This window comes from Natronomonas halophila (assembly GCF_013391085.1).
GTDB lineage: Archaea > Halobacteriota > Halobacteria > Halobacteriales > Haloarculaceae > Natronomonas > Natronomonas halophila.
Genome location: NZ_CP058334.1, coordinates 1,824,892 through 1,844,482 on the forward strand (window position 1 = coordinate 1,824,892; position 19,591 = coordinate 1,844,482).

Annotated in this window: 21 protein-coding genes; 10 read left to right on the forward strand and 11 right to left on the reverse strand. The window is 65.3% G+C overall.

From position 1 onward, the window contains the following. Window positions 1-18: 18 nt before the first annotated feature. Both HWV23_RS09835 and HWV23_RS09840 read left to right on the forward strand, forming a co-directional pair. Window positions 19-393, forward strand: coding sequence for a DUF7532 family protein (locus HWV23_RS09835; protein WP_178290234.1), 375 nt, complete (start codon window positions 19-21; stop codon window positions 391-393). Then, entirely contained in the window at window positions 390-1,772 is a 1,383-nt protein-coding gene (locus HWV23_RS09840) for a ribonuclease FAU-1 family protein (RefSeq protein WP_178290235.1), read from the forward strand. The genes HWV23_RS09835 and HWV23_RS09840 overlap by 4 nt, the downstream gene beginning before the upstream one ends. An 18-nt stretch (window positions 1,773-1,790) precedes the next feature. On the opposite strand, the gene HWV23_RS09845 is transcribed toward HWV23_RS09840, so the two are convergent. Then, window positions 1,791-2,927: a nicotinate phosphoribosyltransferase gene (locus HWV23_RS09845; RefSeq protein WP_178290236.1), complete on the reverse strand. Its 1,137-nt coding sequence runs from the start codon at window positions 2,925-2,927 to the stop codon at window positions 1,791-1,793. 37 nt (window positions 2,928-2,964) lie between these two features. Continuing rightward, complete coding sequence (locus HWV23_RS09850) at window positions 2,965-4,422, reverse strand: Hvo_1808 family surface protein (RefSeq protein WP_178290237.1); 1,458 nt, start codon at window positions 4,420-4,422, stop codon at window positions 2,965-2,967. A 138-nt stretch (window positions 4,423-4,560) separates the two neighbouring features. Between HWV23_RS09850 and HWV23_RS09855 the strand changes: the two genes are divergently transcribed. Continuing rightward, the gene (locus HWV23_RS09855; RefSeq protein ID WP_178290238.1) at window positions 4,561-5,133 is read left to right on the forward strand and encodes a cysteine hydrolase family protein; all 573 of its coding nucleotides are present in this window, start codon (window positions 4,561-4,563) and stop codon (window positions 5,131-5,133) included. Between the two features lie 27 nt (window positions 5,134-5,160). Here the strand turns inward: HWV23_RS09855 and HWV23_RS09860 are convergent, their stop codons facing one another. The 4 genes from HWV23_RS09860 to HWV23_RS09875 all read right to left on the reverse strand — a co-directional run bounded on the left by HWV23_RS09860 (window position 5,161) and on the right by HWV23_RS09875 (window position 8,368). Further along, on the reverse strand, window positions 5,161-5,613 hold the full coding sequence (locus tag HWV23_RS09860) for a universal stress protein (protein ID WP_178290239.1): 453 nt from the start codon (window positions 5,611-5,613) through the stop codon (window positions 5,161-5,163). A 92-nt stretch (window positions 5,614-5,705) separates the two neighbouring features. Continuing rightward, on the reverse strand, window positions 5,706-6,716 hold the full coding sequence (endA, locus tag HWV23_RS09865) for a tRNA-intron lyase (protein WP_178290240.1): 1,011 nt from the start codon (window positions 6,714-6,716) through the stop codon (window positions 5,706-5,708). 70 nt (window positions 6,717-6,786) lie between these two features. Then, on the reverse strand, window positions 6,787-7,509 hold the full coding sequence (locus HWV23_RS09870) for an endonuclease NucS domain-containing protein (RefSeq protein WP_178290241.1): 723 nt from the start codon (window positions 7,507-7,509) through the stop codon (window positions 6,787-6,789). 46 nt (window positions 7,510-7,555) lie between these two features. Beyond that, the gene (locus tag HWV23_RS09875) at window positions 7,556-8,368 is read right to left on the reverse strand and encodes a transcriptional regulator TbsP domain-containing protein (RefSeq protein ID WP_178290242.1); all 813 of its coding nucleotides are present in this window, start codon (window positions 8,366-8,368) and stop codon (window positions 7,556-7,558) included. 193 nt (window positions 8,369-8,561) lie between these two features. Here HWV23_RS09875 and HWV23_RS09880 point away from each other — a divergent pair, with 193 nt between their 5' ends. Further along, window positions 8,562-10,634 carry a CHAT domain-containing protein gene (locus tag HWV23_RS09880; protein WP_178290243.1) on the forward strand — a complete coding sequence of 691 codons (2,073 nt, stop codon included), beginning with the start codon at window positions 8,562-8,564 and terminating at the stop codon, window positions 10,632-10,634. A gap of 2 nt (window positions 10,635-10,636) precedes the next feature. Here HWV23_RS09880 and pheA read toward each other — a convergent pair whose 3' ends face one another. Continuing rightward, complete coding sequence (gene pheA, locus HWV23_RS09885; protein WP_178290244.1) at window positions 10,637-11,440, reverse strand: prephenate dehydratase; 804 nt, start codon at window positions 11,438-11,440, stop codon at window positions 10,637-10,639. Between the two features lie 117 nt (window positions 11,441-11,557). Between pheA and HWV23_RS09890 the strand changes: the two genes are divergently transcribed. From HWV23_RS09890 to HWV23_RS09900, 3 genes are all read left to right on the forward strand, one after another. Then, window positions 11,558-12,106, forward strand: a complete 549-nt coding sequence (locus HWV23_RS09890) for a cupin domain-containing protein (protein WP_178290245.1) — start codon at window positions 11,558-11,560, stop codon at window positions 12,104-12,106. Between the two features lie 45 nt (window positions 12,107-12,151). Next, window positions 12,152-13,030, forward strand: coding sequence for a hypothetical protein (locus HWV23_RS09895; protein ID WP_178290246.1), 879 nt, complete (start codon window positions 12,152-12,154; stop codon window positions 13,028-13,030). A 183-nt stretch (window positions 13,031-13,213) separates the two neighbouring features. Then, window positions 13,214-13,627 (forward strand): DoxX family protein, encoded by a 414-nt coding sequence (locus tag HWV23_RS09900; RefSeq protein WP_178290247.1) that lies wholly within the window; start codon window positions 13,214-13,216, stop codon window positions 13,625-13,627. Between the two features lie 37 nt (window positions 13,628-13,664). Here HWV23_RS09900 and HWV23_RS09905 read toward each other — a convergent pair whose 3' ends face one another. Further along, window positions 13,665-14,381: a rhodanese-like domain-containing protein gene (locus HWV23_RS09905; protein ID WP_178290248.1), complete on the reverse strand. Its 717-nt coding sequence runs from the start codon at window positions 14,379-14,381 to the stop codon at window positions 13,665-13,667. An 82-nt stretch (window positions 14,382-14,463) separates the two neighbouring features. Here HWV23_RS09905 and HWV23_RS09910 point away from each other — a divergent pair, with 82 nt between their 5' ends. Next, entirely contained in the window at window positions 14,464-15,306 is an 843-nt protein-coding gene (locus tag HWV23_RS09910; protein WP_178290249.1) for a hypothetical protein, read from the forward strand. A 53-nt stretch (window positions 15,307-15,359) separates the two neighbouring features. After that, on the forward strand, window positions 15,360-16,679 hold the full coding sequence (locus tag HWV23_RS09915) for a restriction endonuclease (protein WP_178290250.1): 1,320 nt from the start codon (window positions 15,360-15,362) through the stop codon (window positions 16,677-16,679). Window positions 16,680-16,797: 118 nt separating this feature from the next. Here the strand turns inward: HWV23_RS09915 and HWV23_RS09920 are convergent, their stop codons facing one another. Next, window positions 16,798-17,637: a VOC family protein gene (locus HWV23_RS09920; protein ID WP_178290251.1), complete on the reverse strand. Its 840-nt coding sequence runs from the start codon at window positions 17,635-17,637 to the stop codon at window positions 16,798-16,800. Window positions 17,638-17,802: 165 nt separating this feature from the next. Here HWV23_RS09920 and HWV23_RS09925 point away from each other — a divergent pair, with 165 nt between their 5' ends. After that, window positions 17,803-18,156, forward strand: a complete 354-nt coding sequence (locus HWV23_RS09925; RefSeq protein WP_178290252.1) for a winged helix-turn-helix transcriptional regulator — start codon at window positions 17,803-17,805, stop codon at window positions 18,154-18,156. An 86-nt stretch (window positions 18,157-18,242) separates the two neighbouring features. Here the strand turns inward: HWV23_RS09925 and nucS are convergent, their stop codons facing one another. Both nucS and HWV23_RS09935 read right to left on the reverse strand, forming a co-directional pair. Next, window positions 18,243-19,007 (reverse strand): endonuclease NucS, encoded by a 765-nt coding sequence (gene nucS / locus HWV23_RS09930; RefSeq protein WP_246282669.1) that lies wholly within the window; start codon window positions 19,005-19,007, stop codon window positions 18,243-18,245. Between the two features lie 25 nt (window positions 19,008-19,032). After that, entirely contained in the window at window positions 19,033-19,581 is a 549-nt protein-coding gene (locus tag HWV23_RS09935; RefSeq protein ID WP_178290254.1) for a DUF6735 family protein, read from the reverse strand. Between the last annotated feature and the right edge of the window lie 10 nt (window positions 19,582-19,591).

The window sequence follows — 19,591 nt, forward strand, 5'->3', positions numbered from 1 at the left end:
CGCCTTCGAACGAGGCGTATGCACTTCGACCAGCGAACCCAGCAGGCGCTTCGGGAGTTCGGGCTCTCGACGGCGGAGATAGAGGAGGTCTCCGAGGCCGTCGTCGAGGCCACCGCCGAGGACGCCAACGCCATCGAAGCGTTCTTCGAGGGCGTCGATACCGTCTACTCGGATATGGAGATGGCCCATTCGGCCAGCGACTTCCCCGAACACGGCCTCGAATACGTCGACCTCTACACTCACGCCGACGATCTCCGGGGCTACATCAAGTTCGACGGCTGGGGCGCTTACGTCGAGGGCGGCCGCGTCCTCTCGGATAGCGTCGTCGAACTCACGCTCGGCCCGACGGTCGACGACCGCGTGCGCTTCGCCGCCGACCGCGACGACTTATGACCGACCGCGACAGCGTCCGTATCCGCGGCATCTACACGACTGCCCTCACCGAACTGCTCCGCGAGGAGTACGACGTGGTACAGGCTTCCCCGCCCATCCGCGAGCGGTTCGACGCCGAGTTCGAGGCCGCGCCCGCCGATGTCACCCTCCGCACCACCGACGACCGACAGGGCGTCGGGGTCGCTGGCGCGCCCGATGCGGTCGCCGACGTCTCCGACCGCCTCGCGGACCTCGCGCTCGACGTCTTCGTCTGGGACGACCCGGCCCCGCAGGGCGCGGTCTTTCAGGGCGTCGTCGAGGAGACGCTCGGTTCCGGTGCCGTCGTCGATTTGGGGGACACGGAGGGATGGCTCCCCTACGACCGAACCGAGGGCTACGTCAACGAAGGCGACACCTACCGCGTACAGGTCGCGGTCCCGAAACCGCCGTGGGACGACGACCGCCCGTCGCTGGCGACGGACCTCCGAATCCCGGGCGGCCTCGTGGAGTTGCGTCGCGACGGCGACCCGGACCGCGGCGAGACGGCCCGGATGGCCGACCTCCTGCCGGTCGACCCCGCGGAGGGCTGGACGCCGAAGTGGTCCCGCACCGCCGACGACGCCTCGCTGGACGCGATGGCCGACGCGCTCGAAGCAGCCAACGACCGCGCCGAGGACGTGATGAGCGCCGTCGCCGACTTCGATTCGGACGACGCGCCCGGCCGTATCGTCGCTCCCGAGGCGGGCAGATGGGTCTGGTTCGGCCGCGAGACGCGCTTTGCCCTCGACGAGCACCGCCGCGACGTCGAGACGACGATGCCCGGCCACCACCGCGTCAAGGCCGCGACCGACCGCGCCAGCGCCGCCGTTGACTTCGCGGAGGCGCTCTGCGAGCCGTCGGGTCAGTTCCCCTTCGCCGTCACGACCCGCCAGTTCGGCCCACAGGAGGGCGACACACTCGCCATCAGCCACGGCAAGCCCGACGGCCGGAACATCACGCTCGGCCGCGGCGAGGTGGTCGACTGGGACCCCGATGGGTCGATTACCCTCGAACGCGAGATGACCGGCGGCGGCACCTACGACGCCTTGGGCGTCGAGCGGCACGCCGGCGACATCGCCCGCACCACCTTCGTCGAGGGTCGCTGGTGGTACGCCACCGTCTACGAAGGCACGGACGGAACCCGTCGCGGGACCTACGTCAACGTCTGTACGCCCGTCGAAATCTTCCCGCATGCCGTCCGCTACGTCGACCTCCACGTCGACGTCGTCAAAGGGCCGGACGGCGAGGTCCGCCGCGTCGACGACGACGAACTCGACGAAGCAGTCGAGGTCGGCCATATCGCCGAAGACCTTGCTGACCGTGCGCGGACGGTCGCCGGTTCTATCGAAAACGGCCTTTGAGAACGTAACTCTCGCGTCCTATTCTTCCCGAAACCCGACGCGCTCGGCCTCGGCCGTCGCGCGCTCCGAAGCCTCCTCGAGGTCGAACTCCGCGACGATGTCCCCGTCTCGAATCAGCGGCTCCATGAGCGATTCGCCGTCCTCGGGCCCCTCTTCGTCGGCCAGCGCGATGTGGTGGCCGCCGTCGGGCGTGCGGTAGACCTCCTTTCTGCCCGAGAGTTTGCCCTTCTTGGCGGCGGGTTCGCCCTCGATTTCGACGATGTCGAGGGCGAAATCCAGCGGGTCTGCGTTGGAAACGTGGCTGCCGACGCCGAAGCCGTCGGCGACGTCCTTGAGTTCCCGAATCGTTTCGGGTGTGATTCCCCCGCTGACGAAGATATCCACGTCCTCGTAGCCCTCGGCGTCGAGTTTCCAGCGCGTCTCCTTGATGATGTGGCGGAAGTCGCCGCGGCGGGAACTCGTCGTATCGAGACGAACGCTGTCGAAGCCCAGTTCGGCGGCCCGCAGGGCTTCGTCGGTCTCGTCGTCGTAGGTGTCACACAGCGCGATGCGGGGGACGTCCTCGTCGACGGCCTCGTCGAAGGCGCGCCAGGCCTCTTCCTGATTGCCGTGGCCGAAGCAAATCATGAGCGCGTGCGGCATCGTCCCGGAGGCCTCGTGGTCCATGAACTCCTCGGCGGCGACGAGCGAGAAGCCGTCGAGGCCGGCCAGCATCGCCGAACGGTCGACGACGCCGCCGATAGCGGGGTGGACATGGCGGGCGCCGAAACTCAAAAGCGAGGTCTCGGGCGCGGCGCGGCGGGCTTCGAGGGCGGCCGTCGCCATACCTGAGGCGTGCGAGAGGAATCCGAGCAGCGCGGTTTCGAGTCGACAGAACTCCAGATACGACCCTTCGATGCGCATGACGGGGCCGCCGTCGAACAGCGTCCCTTCGGGAACCGCGTCGGCGTCGAGGTCGTAGCCCGCAAGCAGGTTCGCGGCGTCTTTCAGGCCGGCAAAGCAGTCGAACTCGCCGGTCGGAAACTGGTCCTGAGTGAGTTCGGCGACGACGGTCGGATTTCGCCCGGCGTGTTCCAGTGCCTCCTCGGTCCGCAGGAAATACGCGTCCGTGGCCCGCCCCTCGACGATGGCGGACTCCGGGACGATGTCGAACATATCGACCCATCGACGCGCGCGGCGAAAAAGGTAGCCGTTATCGGCCGTCGTCGGTGCCGCTCCCCGCGGGCGCGTACACGTCGTCGAGACTCCCCCGCGTCGGTGCCTTCACGACGGTGAAACTGGTGCCGTCCCGCTGTACCCAGACGGCGCCGCGGAACCGCTCCTCGTCGCCGAACCGCCAGACTTCGGCGCCGCCGTCGGTCGCGACCCGCTGGCCGCCCCAGAACTCGAAGACCTGCTCGTAGCCGTTGCCGAACTCCGTGGCGTTGGTCCGGTCGTTGAACGTCACGTTCCAGACGAAGGCCGTGCGGTCGCCGTCGGCGTAGGCGTGGAGGCGGTCGGCGTACCACCCCTCGGCGTAGCTCACGTCGTAGGTGAACGGCCGCTCGCGGTCAAGCCCGTTCTGCCCGGAGTTCAGGAACTCGTTTCGGTCGATGACGGGACTGTTCCCGCTTGCCCCGTCGACGTAGAGCGTGTAGGCGAACATCGACGCCAGACCGCTCTGGCCGACCGTCGCGTAGTCCGGCCCTCGTTCGGTCCGGACGCGCTCCCAGTCGGCGTCGTTGCGGTCGGTCACCGTCGCGTTCCCGTAGGTGTCGGTGTCGTAGGTCGCGGGATAGATGATTTCGGCGGCGTCGGTCGGCAGGTCCTCGTGCATCGCGTTGACGGCATCCCAGCCGCCGCGTTCGCGGTGGTGGTCGACGAACGAGGGGCCCTCGGCGTAGGGGAAGAACCCGGTGAAGTAGACGCCCCAGTGGAAGCTCGACCCGGCGGAGGCGCCCGACCCGCCGCCGGTGCCGATACACTGCCACTCGCCGCTCGCACAGCGGTCCTCGTAGTCGTGCTGGACCGACGTGGCGTCGCCCTCGATGAGGCCGTTGCGGGCGTTGACCGAATCCAGTGTCCCGGGACCGAGCGATTCGAGGCCGAACTGCTGGTCCTGCAGCGCGTGGACGAGTTCGTGAGCGAGGGTGTACTCGTCGACCAGCGTCGCCGGTTCCGTGGGGCTGACGAGAACGAGCCGGCCGGTCCCGGGCAGATAGTAGCCGAGGACGGTCCCGCCGCGGTTCCCGCCCCGGACGTCGACGATGTCCCGGTCGGGCCCGACGAGGAACAGCGCCTCGAACTGGGCGTTGTCGAGACGGCGAGCACTCGCGTTCGGCGCGGTCCAGACGTCGTCGTTCTCCGCGCGGAACTCCTCGCGGGTCAGGAGTTCGACTTCGATGTCCTCCTCGAATTCGAGGCCCCGGAGGAGTTGGACCCGGGCCATCGCTCGGGAGACGACGGCCTCGGTTTCGGATTCGGTGAGGCCGTTCGAGGCGTTGATGTCGAAGGTGTCGTTGTGCCAGTAGCCATCGTAGTAGCCCAGCCGGTCGTTTTCGGGGGATTCTGAGGTAGGGGGTTCCGCCGTAGAGGGCTGGTAGCCGGCCGAACAGCCGGCAAGCGCCAACAGGACGGCGAGGGCGATGGCCGCCATCGGGCGTCGGTTCATTACCCTAACGCAGGGCCGACGCGGGCAAAAAGCCACGGCAGTCGTCCGGCACTGCCGGAACCGTGGGTTCGGTGCCGCCCGGCACGCGCGGACTGCCCGCGGGGTAACGGTTTTGCGCTTCCGTTCGAAGTACCGCATATGCAACTGGCCCCCGACAGCACCGCGGTCGTCGTCGTCGACATGCAGAACGGCTTCTGTCATCCCGACGGCTCGCTGTACGCGCCAAACAGCGAGGCGGCCATCGAGCCGTGTGTGGAGATGGTCGACACCGCCCGCGAAGCCGGTGCCTCGGTCGTCTTCACCCGGGACGTCCACCCGCCCGAACAGTTCGAGGACAACCACTACTACGACGAGTTCGACCGCTGGGGCGAACACGTCGTCGAGGGGTCGTGGGACGCCGAACTCGTCGAGGAACTGGACCCGGACGACGCTGACCTCGTCGTCGTGAAACACACCTACGACGCCTTCTATCAGACGGAACTGGAGGGGTGGCTGGAGAGTCACGGAATCGACGATCTGGTCATCTGCGGCACGCTGGCGAACGTCTGCGTCCTCCACACCGCCGGGTCGGCCGGCCTTCGGGATTATCGGCCCCTCCTGCTGGAGGATGCCGTCGGCTGTATCGAGGATGACCACCGCGAATACGCCCTGGAGCACGCCGACTGGCTGTTCGGCGAGGTCCACGCCCGTGAGGATATCGAGTTCGTCTGAGTCCCGCGTTCCCTACGCGACGTCGGGTCAGGCAGCGTCGATAGTCCCATCGGGCTGGACGGTGACGACGGGAACCGGCGCCGTCCGAATGACCTTGTCGGTCACACTTCCGAGGACCGTCTTCTCGAAACCGCTGCGGCCGGCCGTCCCGATGACGACCATGTTAGCCCCTATTTCGTCCGCGTAGTTCGAAATCTCCTCTGCGGGCGTCCCCGTGCGAACGACGACTGCCGCGTCGAGTCCCTCCGCTTCAGCCGCGTCGGCCAGTTCGGATGCCCACTCGGACGCCCGTTCGGCAACGTCGTCTTCCGTCATCGGCCCGGAGCCACCGATCGACGAACGATGTGTTAAACTCGTGTCCCCGACCGAGAGCGCGTGGACGGTCGCATCGAGGTCCTCGGCAAGCCCGAATCCAACTTCGGCAGCAGACATGGCGTACTCGCTTCCATCCGTTGGGATAATAATCGAATTTTGAGTCATTCGTTTCGTACGTTCTGGTTGATAGACTCAATCGTATAGTTGTGTTGACTAGCGTGGATATTGCGCGAGTCCGGTCGTGCTGGGGACGGCGATTACGGCGTCAGCCGCGCAACCGACACCCACCGCATATCGCCGTTCCCGTCGACCAGCGCATAGACCATTTCCTTGCGGACGCCATGGGCCAGCCGAACGTCCAGCGCGAGGTCACGCGGCGAGAGGATTTCGTCGGCGGGCAACACCCGAATCAGCAACTCCGAGTGGCCCAACTCCTCGACGCTTTCGACGTCGGCGTAGGTCCGGAAATCGGCGCCGAATTTGAAGCCGGTCTTCGGAACCAGCCCCCGCTCGCGGAGTTCCCGATAGACCGTCAGCCGCCGGTCGAACCGCTCGCCCTCGACGGCACGCCCGCGGTTGAGAAGCGCCTCGGCGCCGCCATCGACGTTCAAATGGCCCGTCTCGGCGAGATAGGTCGCTTCCAGCAGCGACAACTGAAGGGTGTCGTCGTCACGCCCCATCTGCTGGCCGTAGAACCCCCGTTCGTAGAGGTCAGTGGGTGGCTCCCAGCAGAGCACGCGGTCCTCCAGCAGATGTCCCTGCGTACTGCCGTCGAAGGCCATCGAACTTTCCCCCGCGACGGGTTCGTCGTCGGTGTCGAGATACGTGATCTCGCTTTCCTCGTCGACGACGGCGAGGACGACGTCCCCGAGGGAGGCAAGCGGGATCGAGGCCCGTTCGCCGACGACGCTGACGCGGTGTTCGACGGTGTCGTCCCACGGGCCGTCCCCGCGCGGGTGGACGACGAAATCGATGTCCGCGGGGTCGTCGACCCAGCCATCGCGGGCCGGTGAGAGGTAGAAGCCGCGGTCCCGCAAATCCCGGTAGACGAGGAAGTCGACGACGATGTCCTCGTGTTGGGCGAGGAACGCGGCGAAATCCTGCCCGTCGACGGCATCGAGGTCCCCGCGATAGAGGAGATGCGCAGCCTCGACCCGCGAGAGGACGACGCCGTCGCCGCGCGGTCGGCCGTAGCCCCGCGAATCGTAGTACCGCTCGCGGGCGTTGGCGCCGACCTCGACGGTGCCGTCGATGAGTTGGCCCTGCATGGGCGGTTGTCGCGGCCCCGGTCGTATAGCCGCTACGGTCGGCGGAAAGGCGTGGCGCTGCCGTTCGCTGCTACGTCCCGCAGGTCGCGTCGAGACACCGTCGACCGCTGGCGGTCTCGAAGACCGGGAGCCCGCAATCGCACTCCTCGACGATGCGGCCATCGGGAATCGAAAAGCCGGTCTCGCAGTCGGGGTAGTCCGCACAGCCAGCGATGAGACCGCCGCGCCGGAGGATTTCGAGGGGGCTTCCGCACTCCGGGCAGTCCCATTCGCGGTCGAACCGTTCGGTGACGGCCTCCGTGAGGGAGCCACAATCGTAGTCCAGACACAACTCGAAGGTCTCGCCGCGGTCGGCGCGGAACTTCGGCAGGCCGCAGTCACAGGTGTCGTCAGTGACGCTGGCGCCGCTCGGAAGCCCGAAGACAGCCTCGCAATCGAGACAGACGACCTCGCCGGCGGTACGGACGAGGTGGCCGCCACAGCGACAGTCGCCGACTGGGATTCCGGCACGGCTCACGTCGTGGTTCTGAGTGGTAAGGTCGCCGTCCTCGTCGCCTGCGGCCTCGATTTGCAGGCTCTCGTCGCCGTCGGTCGCAACGACCCACAGCGGGTCGGTCGTCACCGAGAGTTCCGCCGGGCGGGTGAGCCACGCGACGGGCTGATAGCCGTCGGCGTCGTGGACGAGGACGGTGTCATCGGGCTTGATGAGGACGTGAACCCGGCCGCGCTGGATCCGGTCGCGGCGGCCGCTGGCGTGGACGATACAGTCGCCGGTGATGGTGCGAATCGACACGGGGCCGCTGGCCGCGGCTTCCTATATAAGTACGCGGACGCGAGAATCAGGCCGCGGAAACGCTCTCTGCGAGGCCCAGCAGTTGGACGGGGTCAGCTTCGTCGACGTCGGTGCCGAGGACGAGTCGCTGGCGGGGGCGACCGATGTCCTTCGGAATTTTCTCGGTGTCGATGAGGCCGACGTCCTCCAGTTTTCGCTTTTCGCGGGAGAACTTCGCCTTGCTGCCGACGCCGGTGGATTCGCCCCAGTTGCCGAGTTCGTAGAACTGGACCTCGTTTTTCGCCCCCATCAGGATACTGAGGCGGACGGGGTCGACGGAGGTTTCGTCGCTTCGGGTCTCAACGGCCGCGCTCAGCACCGTCTCGACGTCGTCCCGCATCGTCGTGCCGAGTTTCTCGTCGAGTTGGTCGAGCATTCCCGTGTAGGCGGGCGTCCGAAAGGAGACGTCAGCGGCGGTGTCGAATTGCTCTTCGACGGTCTCGCGCGTGCCGGCGACGAACGATTCGTCGTCGTCCATTACCACGGTCAGTGTCGTCTCGTCGACGCCCGTAATCGTGGTTACTGCGCCGTCGGTGATGACGAACGAGGGTAGGTGGCCCTCCCGTCGCCGGACGCTGACGGTGCCCCGCTCGATATAGTCGACCAGATACGAAGCGACCAGAAACCGACGACGGACTGCTTTTGCCGTCTCATCGTCCGTCAGAATGCGAATCTCCCCCTCCGGGTCGTGTTCTTCGAGTGCAGACAGAATATCCGTGAAATCGGAGACACGAGAAGACGTAATGAACACGTCGCTGTCGGCCTTGAAGACGTCAGCATAGGCCGAGACGCGTTCATTATTGATACTCTTTAAGGGCATACCTCTAGACACGTCGATACCTGAGTTAAATCTTCGGCAAACGGTCGGGGGATAATCCCTCCCGTTCGGCGTGATGGCCGACCTTCCGTCCGGTTTGGACGTACGCCCCCCCATCCCGTGTTATCCTCTATCGAACCGTCGGCGACTGATTCGATGGGCAACTTTATACATGGAAATTGGGTAGGTGGAACTAATGACTGGTGTCGTCTTCGAGTCGCTGTCGTCGCCACCGCGGATTCGCGTCGCGGATACCGTCGGTCACGAACAGACCGACCTCTATACCGACCAGCCCTGCACGCTGACGCCCACGACTGCTGACTTTCCCTTCCGTGTTACCGACGCCGTGGAGACGACGATATCGGGGTTCGAGACCTCGAAAGCGATTCAGGTGTATGTTCGGGACCGTTCTGGTCGGATGGTTCTTAGCGCTGAACATGACTGCGAACACTCGTTACCGGCTGATGACTACTTCATCGAGCTCTCTGCCTCGGTTAAAATCTACATAGAGGTATCCAGCAGCATATCTATTGACGCGAACCTGGAGCGATCGCGTGTTTCATTCGACGGCCCGACACGGCTGGTGATCGGATCTCGATCGCCTCGGAGCCAACCCCCCGAGACTGTCACCACGACTGGTGACCCCGAAGACCTGATGACTGCGTTGTCGTGTCTGGGTGAAGGTATTCTGGCTGACTCTCCTGACCGCTCGTATCCAACTATTCGGGGACATCCGCCAGAGATAGCGCTCGGCTCGGAACTCGAGGTCCCAGACAACATCGAGCCACACGATTCCGATGTCGTCTTCGAACTCCCACCTCGTATTGACGCGCTCTACCCTGCTGTTCCGCTAGTCTACTATCTCGATGCAGCCATCGAACCGGGTGAAACCCCTCGAATCGTCGCTGACGGCGAGACTATCTATGAGACGTCCCTCGAAGAGTTCCCATCAGCCGTCAAAGAAATCCTTCCGCATGTGTTCCTGCTTGACTGTCTCGCTCGTCGGGCTGGCTTTTACCCATTCAAAATCGGCGTTCACGAACGCGTAACTGATGATTTACCCTTTGCCCCAGCTGACTACTACGACCGACCACTGGCAGAGCAATTGCGGGCGTATCTGGATGTTCCTTTCGAGACGCTGAAACCATATCTTCCACAGTGGTCGGTTACCGCTCACGTCGAACCAGATATCGAACATGTAACCGCGATGCCGTATCTCGCGGCGCAGTTGGCCTTCGTCGAATGTACGACGTATCCACGGGTGACAGGTGACGACGCCCGCAAGGCGAGCATACAGGCCTTTGTTGAGGGTGGAAGTAGCGCGACTCGAGCAACGACCGACGTATTCAACGAGGATGCCGCTTTCGTCGATGTCTCACCTGATCCTCGAACACTCTCCGATATCTGGGTCGGCGATGATATCCCGCTCCGAGCGAGCGAGTTCATGGCTGAGGGTCACCAGAACCGTCACAACCGGGAGCCGCTCGAAGAGAGGACCGTCACGGTGACCATCGTCTGCAACGAATCGTGGATGGACGGTGAGGCGGCTGCTGTCGAGGAACTATACGGTACGCGAGAGGACCTTCCTTTCAATATTCGCACCCATGACGGGTTAACCTGCGACGAATTGGCCGAGGTCCTTCAGCGCGATACTGACTTCTTCCATTATATCGGTCATGCCGAGCCCAAAGGATTGCAGTGTACGAACGGCTTTCTCGATATCCAGAATATTTCGTCAGTTGGCACGGATATCTTCTTCCTCAATGCTTGCCAGTCTTATCAACAGGCGGCCGCTCTGGTCGAAGCCGGTGCGATTGGAGGTATCGCCACGCTCAGCGATGTAATCGATGAACCGGCTAGCGCTGTTGGCCGGACAACTGCTCGCATGCTGAATCAAGGTTTCGGGCTTCGTGATGCTCTTTCGATTGCACGAAGCCGTTCATTCACTGGCGGGCAGTATCTGACTATCGGTGACGATAGTGCCACATTTCTACACGCAGAGAGTCATCTTCCGAACCGATGTATCGTTGCTGAATCAGGAAATGAGTACCATCTCTCGATGCTTCCCTATACGGACCAATACGGGCTCGGAGGAATGATAACACCATATACCGACTCCGAGGGTAAGCGATATCTTAGCGGCACCTTGATTGGCCCCTACAATCTTTCCAGAGACGAACTCGTGGACTTCCTCGAACTCCAAGACGTCCCCGTCGAATTCGAAGGCGAGTTCTATTGGGCGTCGGACTTAGCCGAAGAACTGGAATAACTCTAAACGACGTGTTCGGTGTCGTAGGAGCCCAAAACGCGCACCCAGCCGTTTTCGGCGAGGCCGCGCAACTCGTCGATTGCTTCCTGTGCTCGTTCCTCGTAGAGGCCGGCGGCGAAATCGAAGTGGAAGATGTAGTCGCCGAGGCGTTCGCCGCTGGGGCGGGATTCCACGCGCGAGAGGTTGATGTCCCGGTCGGCAAACGGTTCGAGCATCTCCAGGAGGAGACCGGGATAGTTGGTGTTCGGATAGACGATGACGGTGCTCTTGCCGCCGGCATCGGAGCGCTCGGTTTCGGGCGCCAGCACGACGAACCGGGTGGCGTTGGAGGTGCTGTCCTGGATGCCCTGTGCGAGCACTTGCAGGTCATCGCCGGCGTTTTCCGGATGGCCGATGGCCGCGACGGTCGGGTCCTCGCGGGCGCGTTCGACACCACGGGCGGTGGAGGCGACGGCCTCGGTCTTGGCGCTGGGGTACTCGCTGGCGAGGTACTCGCGGCACTGGGCCAGCGCCTGCGGGTGGCTGGCGACGATATCGAACTCGCTGGTCTGGGCGAGCAGCGCGTGTTTGATCGGCGTGACGATCTCGCGGACGACGGCGACGTTGCGGTCCGCCAGCGCGTCCAGCGATTCGGTGACTGACCCCTCGATGCTGTTCTCGATGGGGATGACGCCGCGTTCGTACTCGCCGCCGGCGACGCCTTCGACGATGCTGGTCACCGACTCGACGAAGTCGATTTCGTCGGCAACCGCCTGCGTCGCGCGATGGGAGTACGTTCCTTCGGGACCGAGCGTGAGGGCCTTCATCGATTCACGGTAGATGGGGAGGTATGAAAAGGGCGTCGGGGGCGTGGTCCGACCGCAGGGAGGACCACGATAGCGAGCGCTGCGGACTTTTAAACATCGCCGCCGGAAAGGCCAGCCATGAACCGAGTCACCGTCGACGCGTGTGACGTTGCGTCTTACGCGGGCATCGAGCGTCGAAATCTCGGTGAGGCGGTAGAGACCGATGCGGTGGCGCTCAACCACTACGCGGTCGACCCGGGCGAGCGCATCGCGGGCCTCCACACACATCTCGACCAGGAAGAGGTGTTCGTCGTGCTGTCGGGGTCGGCGGTGTTCGAGACGCTCGACGGGAAACGGGCCGTCACCGAGGACGAGGCTATCCGCTTTGCACCCGGCGAATTCCAGTCCTGTACGAACCGGGCGGACGAGCGACTCGTCGTACTCGCGGTCGGCGCGCCCGCCGGCACCGACGAACTCCGGGTTCCAGTCGGCTGTCACGCCTGCGAAGCCGACGCGATGGCGCTCGAATTCGCCGCCGGCGAGGAACGTCTCGTCTGCCCGGAATGCGACGCCGAACGGGTGCCCGAATGTCCCGAGTGTGGGGGTGGTGAATTGCGCGCGGAACTGGTCGAAGGCCGCCCCGCCAGCGTCTGCCAGTCCTGCGGTGCGGCCGACCCTGCTCGATAGCGTCCACGCTCCGAGTTTTATATATCCGCCCGCCGGAGTGCCGGCATGAACCGCGATAAAGCGGCGCTTGCCGGGGTAGGACTCGGCCTGCTCGCGTCCGCGCTGGCGCTCGCGTACGCGTTCGTCGTCGACCTCATCGGGCTGCCGCCCACGCCCGGCGTCCCCTACGGAACGATACTGGCAGTCGCGGCGGTCGCCGTCGTCCCCTTCGCCGTCGCGGGCGGGTCGGCCTACGTGGCCGCTCGCCACGGCGTCTTCGCGCCGTTGGTACTCGTCGCCGTACTCGCGCTTGCGCCCGCCGTGCTCGGCTGGACGGGCGACGAACTGCTGGTCGGGCTCTTCGTCGTCGGCCCGTTCGTCGTGGTGGCGGGCCTCGCCGACGCGCTCGTTCGGGCGCGAGTCGATCGCCTGAAAAACCCACCCTCGGAGGCCGGCTACCGGGCGCTTTCGGTCGGCGTGATGGCGGCTATCGTCTACTTCGGCGTGTTCACGCTGCGGGCGGTCCTGCCGCTGTGGCGCATCGACACCGGCGCGCCCCAGACTCTGCCACCGTCAGTCGACCTCTTGCTCATGCTGTGGTACGTCTTCGGCATCGCACTCGTCCTCGTCGGCCTTCCGGTCGCGCTCAACCGGCGATTCGGCCTCGTCGCGCCGCTTTTCGGCCTTGCCGCGTACCTGCTGGTCGACCTCGCGTACCTCCAACCGCTGGTCGCGGAAGGTGCCGAACTCGTCGTCGTGCTCCTGCTGGCCGTCTGGCCCCTGTTGGCGTCCGTTCTTGGGGGTGTCGGTGCTATCGAGTGGTGGGTCCGAAAGCGTCGCGGGGAGTACGAGCAACCCGACGAGGAAGGCGGCGAGGGGGGCGACGGCGGCGATGGCGGCGGCAGATTCACCGTCGAAGGCGGCCTCTTCGGCGACCGCGTCTAGCGGTTTTTCGCTTCCTGTGCCGTGGTATTATCTCCCGCGGACATCGATGTTACTTGGTTGTGCTCATGTTGGCGAGAGAATATATAGGTTCCATATCCTACCTGGTAACGTAATGAAACCAGATATCGAAATGAGTGCTGTATCGCCCGCCAACCGTTCGACGCTCACGGCGGTGGTCGCCTGATGTTCGACGCTGCAGGCGCCGACATCGTGTTCCTCATCGCGCGAGTCCTCTTCGGCGGCGTCCTCGCGTTCATGGGTCTCAACCACTTCCTGAACCTCGAGGACATGACCGGCTACGCCCAGTTCAAGGGCCTGCCGGCGCCGAAGGCGTCCGTCCTCTTCAGCGGCGGCCTGCTGGTCTTCGGCGGCCTCTCGCTTATTACGGGGGTCCTCCCGGCCATCGGCGCGGGCGCTATCGCCCTGTTCCTCGTCGTCTCGGCAATCACGATGCACGACTTCTGGAACCAGGAGGGCGAGGAGGCCCAAAACGAGATGACCGCGTTCCTCAAGAACATCTACGGCGCCGGCGCCGCGCTGGCGTTCCTCGCGGTCGCGAACGCCGTCTGGCCCTACGCGGTCAACGTCGGCCTGTAAACGCGGTCCGACTGTCCACGCGAGTCCCTTTTCCCCTTTATAATCGAACGACGTCCCCGAGCAGGTTTCCGAGCGGTTGCTCCGTCTCGGCAGCCGGCGTCGTCACGCGAATCTCCGAATCGCGCGTCACGTCGTAGAACTTGATTTCGAGCGTGAACCCGCCGTCCTCGGCGATGGGGACCGCCTCGCGCTGGCCCGTCGGGTCGTGGCGCGCCCACGCGTACTCGCCGGCGTAGGTGGCGTCGGTTCGGCCGCGAATCTCGTAGACGTCGGGCCGCTGTTCGACGGCGTCACCTGCCAGCGGATAGCCGGCGTCGACCCACGCGCCGAACCCCTCGTCGATGGCGTAGGTGTCGACGTAGCCGTTCTCGATGAGCGTGGCGCCGCGCATCGCCGAGAGATGGTGCGGACAGCCACAGTAGGTGACGATGCGGGTGTCCGTCGAGCGGTCCGCGAGCGGGTCGCCGCCCTCCTGGCCGTCGGGCGCCGGACTGAGGACGGCCGCTTCGATATGGGCGCGCTGGTAGGCGGTCAGGCTTCGAGCGTCGGCGAAGACGGTGTCGTTGTCCGCGCGATACCACTCGATAGCGTCGTCGATGGGGACCAAAGGGACCTCGACGCCGTCGTCGGTGGTCGTCGTCTCGTAGCCGTATTCGTTGGCGGCCTCAGGAGTGTCATCGCCGCCACCGAGACAGCCAGCGGTCGCGACTGCGCCGGCCGCGACGCCGGTTTGGAGGAACGTTCGCCGGTTCATGCCAGCGGATACGACCCGCGTGGACAAAACGGTTCCCTGCGGCGGCGATAGCGTTTTGCGTCGGTCGCTCCTGCGAGGGGATATGCAACGCCGTGCGTTCCTCGCGGCGACGGCCTCGGTCGCCGGTGCTGGCGCTGCCGGATGTATCACGCGGTCCGACAGCGAGGAGCGGGTCAACGCCGCCGGCGACATTACCGTCCGCATCGACGGCGACGCCCTCGACCTCTCGGCGGACCGTTTCCAGTCCGAACACGCCGACGAATCCGTCGCCTTCCACCTCCACGACGGCGACGACGACTGGTATATGGAGGGCGACGAGCGCGTCACTCCCGCCGAGGGCCTCGATTTGCTCCCTCACTTCGCTTACGGCCGCGACGGCGGGTATCGCCGTCTCACCATCGACGGCACCACTTACGATGCGTCGTCGCCCGGCACCGAACTCGCCGTCTTCGTCAACGAGCGCCTCATCGACCCGGCAGCCTACCGCCTCCGCGACGGCGACGACCTGCTCGTAGTCGTCACGACGACCGGCCGCCAGCAACTCGGCGTCGAGGGCGACCGGGTCTCGGCGAGCGGCGATATCGGCCTCCGCATCGACGGCGACCCGTTCGACCTCACGGCCGACCGCTTCCAGTCCGAACACGCCGACGAGTCCGCCGCCTTCCACCTCCACGCCGGCGACGGCAAGTGGTACATGGAGGGCGAAGACCGCGTCACCGTCGGCGAGGGACTGGCCCTGTTGCCCCACTTCGACTACGACCGCGAGGAGGGCTTTCACGTCCTCACCATCGACGACACCACCTACGACCAGCGGGAGTCGGGCACCGATTTCGCCGTCTTCGTCGACGACACGATCGTCGACCCCACTGCGTGGGAACCCGCCGACGGCGAGGCTATCCGCGTCGACGTGACGACCGGTGCCTAACGAACCGCGAGTCGGCCGGCGGTCTTTTGGTTCCCGCCGTTGGAACGCCGATAGTGACCCTGCTGGACGGCCTTTCGGGTTTCGAATTCGAGGACGCAGTCTCCTCGCTGTTCCGCGCCCACGGCTACGAGAACGTGCAGGTCGGGACCCGCGTCGCCGACGAGGGACGGGATATCACGATGTACGACGGCGATACCGCCTACGTCGTCGAATGCAAGCACACCGACACCGTCTCCCGGCCGGTCGTCCAGAAACTCCACTCGGCCATCGCAACCTTCGACCACGACGGCCCGAAACGCGGCATGGTCGTCACCTCGGGCCGCTTTACCGGCCCCGCCGAGGAGTACGCCGACCGACTCCGAAAGCGGGACGACCCACATCTAATCGACCTCGTTGACGGCCGCGAACTCCGCAAACTCGGCGAGGAGGTCGGGATGGACCTCTACAACGGCCGCATCGAAATCCTCTGTGAGGAGACGCTGCCCGTCGGCGACCCCGAAACGGTCTTCGTCGATGTCTTCGAGGACGTCGCCAACGCCCCCTCACGAGCGGACCTCCCGACGCCGGACTACGACGTGCGCTACCGCCCCGTCGTCGACGTCGAGGCAGTCACCCGCGCCACCTTCGAAACGAGCGTCGGCGTCATCCACCGCATCGACCGCCGGGACCACCTCGTCGTCGAAGCCGACGGGCCTGCCCCGCGACTGGCGTCGGACCTCGTTGACCTGACCGGCGTCGAGACGGTCAACCTCGAAACCGCCCAACAGCGCCACGGCGGAGAGGCCGTACGCTTCCAGCACACCGAAAGCGAATACCGGGAATGGGCGACCGACCGCCTCTGTGACCTGCTCGAAACGACGGTCACCTACACCGGCGACAACAACGTCACCTACCACAAGGACTGCCGCCCGTCGCCGAACGACGTGGCGGTCCGCCGGGCCAACCCGCTCTACATCCCTCGCGTCGATGCCGGCGTCGGGTTGGGCGAGTACACCCATAATCTCGAATACGCCGCCGCGGGCAACCGCTACGTCACCCGCGAGGACGGGATTCGACGCTGTGTCCATTGTGATACCGCCGGCCCCGAAGCGGCCGAATACACCTACTGCGAGAACTGCGGCAGTATCAGTTGTGCAACCCACACCGAGGAGGAGCGACTCACCGGCGACCCGGTCTGTACCGGCTGTGCGGTGACCGGTGACTTCTTCTTCGCGACGAAGTACTTCTTCGACGAGGGGAACCGCGAGACGTTCCGCGAGGAATACGAGGCGATGCCCTTCTACCGCAAACCGCTGGAGAACCCTTACCTCGCGGCGGGTGTGGCCGTCGCACTGGTGCTCGTGTTGCTGGTGCTCGTCGGAGCGTTCGTTTGACGACAGCTAGTCGTTCGCGGTGGGACTACCGCGTATTCCCCCGTTTCGGGAGCGCGTGTCGCTACGACCATCGCCATTTCAGCGATTAGATGGCGGGCTGACCGGGGGCAGGCAACGTTCAGGCGCGAAACCGCATCTCGATTTCGTCCGGCCCCGTAACCGAGATGCCGTCGTCCGTCTCGGTTACCGCGTACTCACTCTCCGCGATTCGGTCCCGAACCGCATCGAGCGTCTCCGTTCGGGGTAGAACCACTTCGAACCACGACAACCCTCTGCCGTCGACTGGTCCGGTTCGGTTGTTCCACGTGTTCGCGCCGAGATGGTGGTGGTATCCGCCGGCAGATACGAAAAGGGCTGCCGGGAGTTCGGTTTGGACCTCGAACCCGAGCGTCTCCACGTAGAACTCCCTGAACGACGCAAGTGAGGACACTTCGAGGTGCACGTGGCCCACGTCCGTTCCGGCAGGGGCCTCCGACTCGCCCGCAGCGGCCGCTTCTATCGGTTCGAGGTCGAGGTGATACGTGCCGATACGAACCGTCCCGTCGTCGTTGCGAGGCCATTCCTCCCGCGGGTAATCCCGGTAAATTTCGATGCCATTGCCCTCCGGGTCCGTCAGATATAGCGCCTCGCTCACCCCGTGGTCGGACGCGCCACCGAGTTGCCAGTGGTCCCTGATTCGGTTTAAGGCGTCACCCAGCGCTGCACGCGACGGGACCCTGAACGCGTTGTGAAAGAGCCCCGCCCCCGACCGGTGTCGGGTGGGCGCATCCGGTTCGTGTTCCAACACGAGAAGCGGGGTCTCCACGCCACCGAGAACTGCCCGGGTGTCGTCGCGGCTGAGCACGGTGAGTCCGACGACGTCCCGATAGAAGTCGGCCATCTCCGTGAGGTCCGATACGCCGAGTGCTGTCCGCCCGATGCGCGTTCCCGAGGGCAATCTATCTCCGTCCGAATACATGGTTCCTCGATGTGGCGTGTTCGGTGAAGACCCCCTCCGCTCCATCGGTACCCGCCCCCGATTGGCTATCGATTACGAGTACCGCCGTGTTTCGTGGTTTCGTCATATTACCTAGTTTGGCTCCAAACCTACATATAGCTCAGCCAATAACCGTGTGAGTAGGTTATGGCGACCCAACCACCGGAGGATGCGGACGAACGGTCCGACGTCGAACGGCGCAATGCGGACGTCTGTAACGTCGTCGAGGCGGTCGAAGAGGTCGGCTCGAAGTGGAAACTCGTCGTCCTCAACGACTTACGGGGTGGAGAAAAGCGGTTCAACGAACTCAAGCGGTCGACGGGCGCGAGTTCCTACACGCTGTCTCGCGTCCTCGATAGTCTGGAAGAGGACGGGTTCATCGACAACCGCAAGGAGTTGGAGTCGCCCGTCGCCAGTTACTACACGCTGACCGAGAAGGGCAGCGAACTCTGTCCCGTGTTCGATGCCCTAGACGAATGGGGAGCGGACTGGCTCGAATAGACCGACCCTCTCGGAGTCGCCCACCGTTCGGCGGGGCCGATTCTCGTTCGGTAACCGTACTACGACGGCCCCTCTTTGCCCGCCCGCTATTCGCCCTCGGGCGTCAGCGAGACGAACTCCAGTCCTTTCTCGGCCAGCAGCGCCTCGGCACGGTCGGTAACCGACGGCGCCACGAGAACCCCGCGCACCTCGGCGTCGGCGTGCAAGTCCCGCTGGAGCGCCTCGACGTACCGATTCAGTTGGCCGACGGCATCGGGGCCGACACGCCGGCGTTTCAACTCCAGCACGACCGTCCGCCCTTCGTCGTCCTCGCCGTAGACGTCGACGGCGCCGGCCGGCGTCTCGCGTTCGGTCGCCAGCGGGGTGAATCCCGCTTCGACCAGTCCCGGCTCGTCCAGAATCCGCTCTTTGAGGTCGGCTTCGGTGCCGACCACTTCGAGGGACTCGGGGTCCGACCCGGCGAAAGCGGCGGCGTGGGCGACCGACGAGAAACGAACGACGAGCGACTCCTCGGGCGTCGAGCGGTGGCTCTCGACGACGAGTTCCTCACCATCCGTTCGACAGCTGTGCTCACAACCGGGTGGCTGCCAGTTGACCGGCTTCTGGCCCTCGTCGGTGTGGACCAGCGCCGCGCCGTCGGGTTTGAGCATGAGATGGCGGTCGCCGGGGCCCAACTCGGATGCCGCACGACCCTCGTAATCGACGCTACAGCGGCCGAACAGCGTCACGAGCGCCTCGCGGTCGAGGCCGTCGCGGACGAGTTCGGCCGCTTCCGCGGGCGTGGGGTCGGTGCGGGTACGCGCCGCTGCCGCCCCGGCTGGCTCCCCCGTCACCGTCTCGTCGTTCGACACGCCCGAGCGTAGTGGCGTCGGGCGTTTAAGCGTCGCGTTCGTCGCTCGCGCGTGGCGATTCATCGGCCAGCCAGACGACCGTCCCCCGGTCGGCGTCCAGCCAGCGAAGCGCCCGCGCGATGGCCGTTCCGTCGAGGCCGCTGGTATCCCGGACGGCGCGGGCCCCCGCCAGCCAGCCCCGGAGGTAGGATGCGTCCCGCTGGCCGTCGTAGCCCACGAGCGTGCCGGTCCGTCGGCCGTCGATGTCGATGGGGAAGACCAGATAGGTTCGCACCGAGAAATCCGGTGCGACGACGAACAGCGCCTCGTGTTCCAGCGGGTCGACGCGCTCACAGACCTCGGCGAAGGTGAGGCCGGTCGCTATCGGGTCGGGGTCGACCGCCCGGTCGTGGTCTTCGGCGAGCCGGCCGCCCCTGACGTCGACGAGGTCAGCCGCACGGTCGGCGGCCCACTTGTCGTCGGGCGGCCCGCCGAAGGGGGTTTCAGGTGTGAGGTCGGCGGGGTTCGGCCCCCAGTGTGCGTAATGCAGGTCGTAGCCGTCGCGGTCGTAGGCGACGAGGACGCGGTGGCCCATGGGGGCCGTC

Excerpts from the sequence above, each read along its gene's own strand:
- HWV23_RS09835 (WP_178290234.1), top strand. The coding sequence starts at position 19 with ATGCACTTCGACCAGCGAACCCAGCAGGCGCTTCGGGAGTTCGGGCTC.
- HWV23_RS09840 (WP_178290235.1), top strand. The coding sequence starts at position 390 with ATGACCGACCGCGACAGCGTCCGTATCCGCGGCATCTACACGACTGCC.
- HWV23_RS09845 (WP_178290236.1), bottom strand. The coding sequence starts at position 2,927 with ATGTTCGACATCGTCCCGGAGTCCGCCATCGTCGAGGGGCGGGCCACG.
- HWV23_RS09850 (WP_178290237.1), bottom strand. The coding sequence starts at position 4,422 with ATGAACCGACGCCCGATGGCGGCCATCGCCCTCGCCGTCCTGTTGGCG.
- HWV23_RS09855 (WP_178290238.1), top strand. The coding sequence starts at position 4,561 with ATGCAACTGGCCCCCGACAGCACCGCGGTCGTCGTCGTCGACATGCAG.
- HWV23_RS09860 (WP_178290239.1), bottom strand. The coding sequence starts at position 5,613 with ATGACTCAAAATTCGATTATTATCCCAACGGATGGAAGCGAGTACGCC.
- endA (WP_178290240.1), bottom strand. The coding sequence starts at position 6,716 with ATGCAGGGCCAACTCATCGACGGCACCGTCGAGGTCGGCGCCAACGCC.
- HWV23_RS09875 (WP_178290242.1), bottom strand. The coding sequence starts at position 8,368 with ATGCCCTTAAAGAGTATCAATAATGAACGCGTCTCGGCCTATGCTGAC.
- HWV23_RS09880 (WP_178290243.1), top strand. The coding sequence starts at position 8,562 with ATGACTGGTGTCGTCTTCGAGTCGCTGTCGTCGCCACCGCGGATTCGC.
- pheA (WP_178290244.1), bottom strand. The coding sequence starts at position 11,440 with ATGAAGGCCCTCACGCTCGGTCCCGAAGGAACGTACTCCCATCGCGCG.
- HWV23_RS09890 (WP_178290245.1), top strand. The coding sequence starts at position 11,558 with ATGAACCGAGTCACCGTCGACGCGTGTGACGTTGCGTCTTACGCGGGC.
- HWV23_RS09895 (WP_178290246.1), top strand. The coding sequence starts at position 12,152 with ATGAACCGCGATAAAGCGGCGCTTGCCGGGGTAGGACTCGGCCTGCTC.
- HWV23_RS09900 (WP_178290247.1), top strand. The coding sequence starts at position 13,214 with ATGTTCGACGCTGCAGGCGCCGACATCGTGTTCCTCATCGCGCGAGTC.
- HWV23_RS09905 (WP_178290248.1), bottom strand. The coding sequence starts at position 14,381 with ATGAACCGGCGAACGTTCCTCCAAACCGGCGTCGCGGCCGGCGCAGTC.
- HWV23_RS09910 (WP_178290249.1), top strand. The coding sequence starts at position 14,464 with ATGCAACGCCGTGCGTTCCTCGCGGCGACGGCCTCGGTCGCCGGTGCT.
- HWV23_RS09920 (WP_178290251.1), bottom strand. The coding sequence starts at position 17,637 with ATGTATTCGGACGGAGATAGATTGCCCTCGGGAACGCGCATCGGGCGG.
- HWV23_RS09925 (WP_178290252.1), top strand. The coding sequence starts at position 17,803 with ATGGCGACCCAACCACCGGAGGATGCGGACGAACGGTCCGACGTCGAA.
- HWV23_RS09935 (WP_178290254.1), bottom strand. The coding sequence starts at position 19,581 with ATGGGCCACCGCGTCCTCGTCGCCTACGACCGCGACGGCTACGACCTG.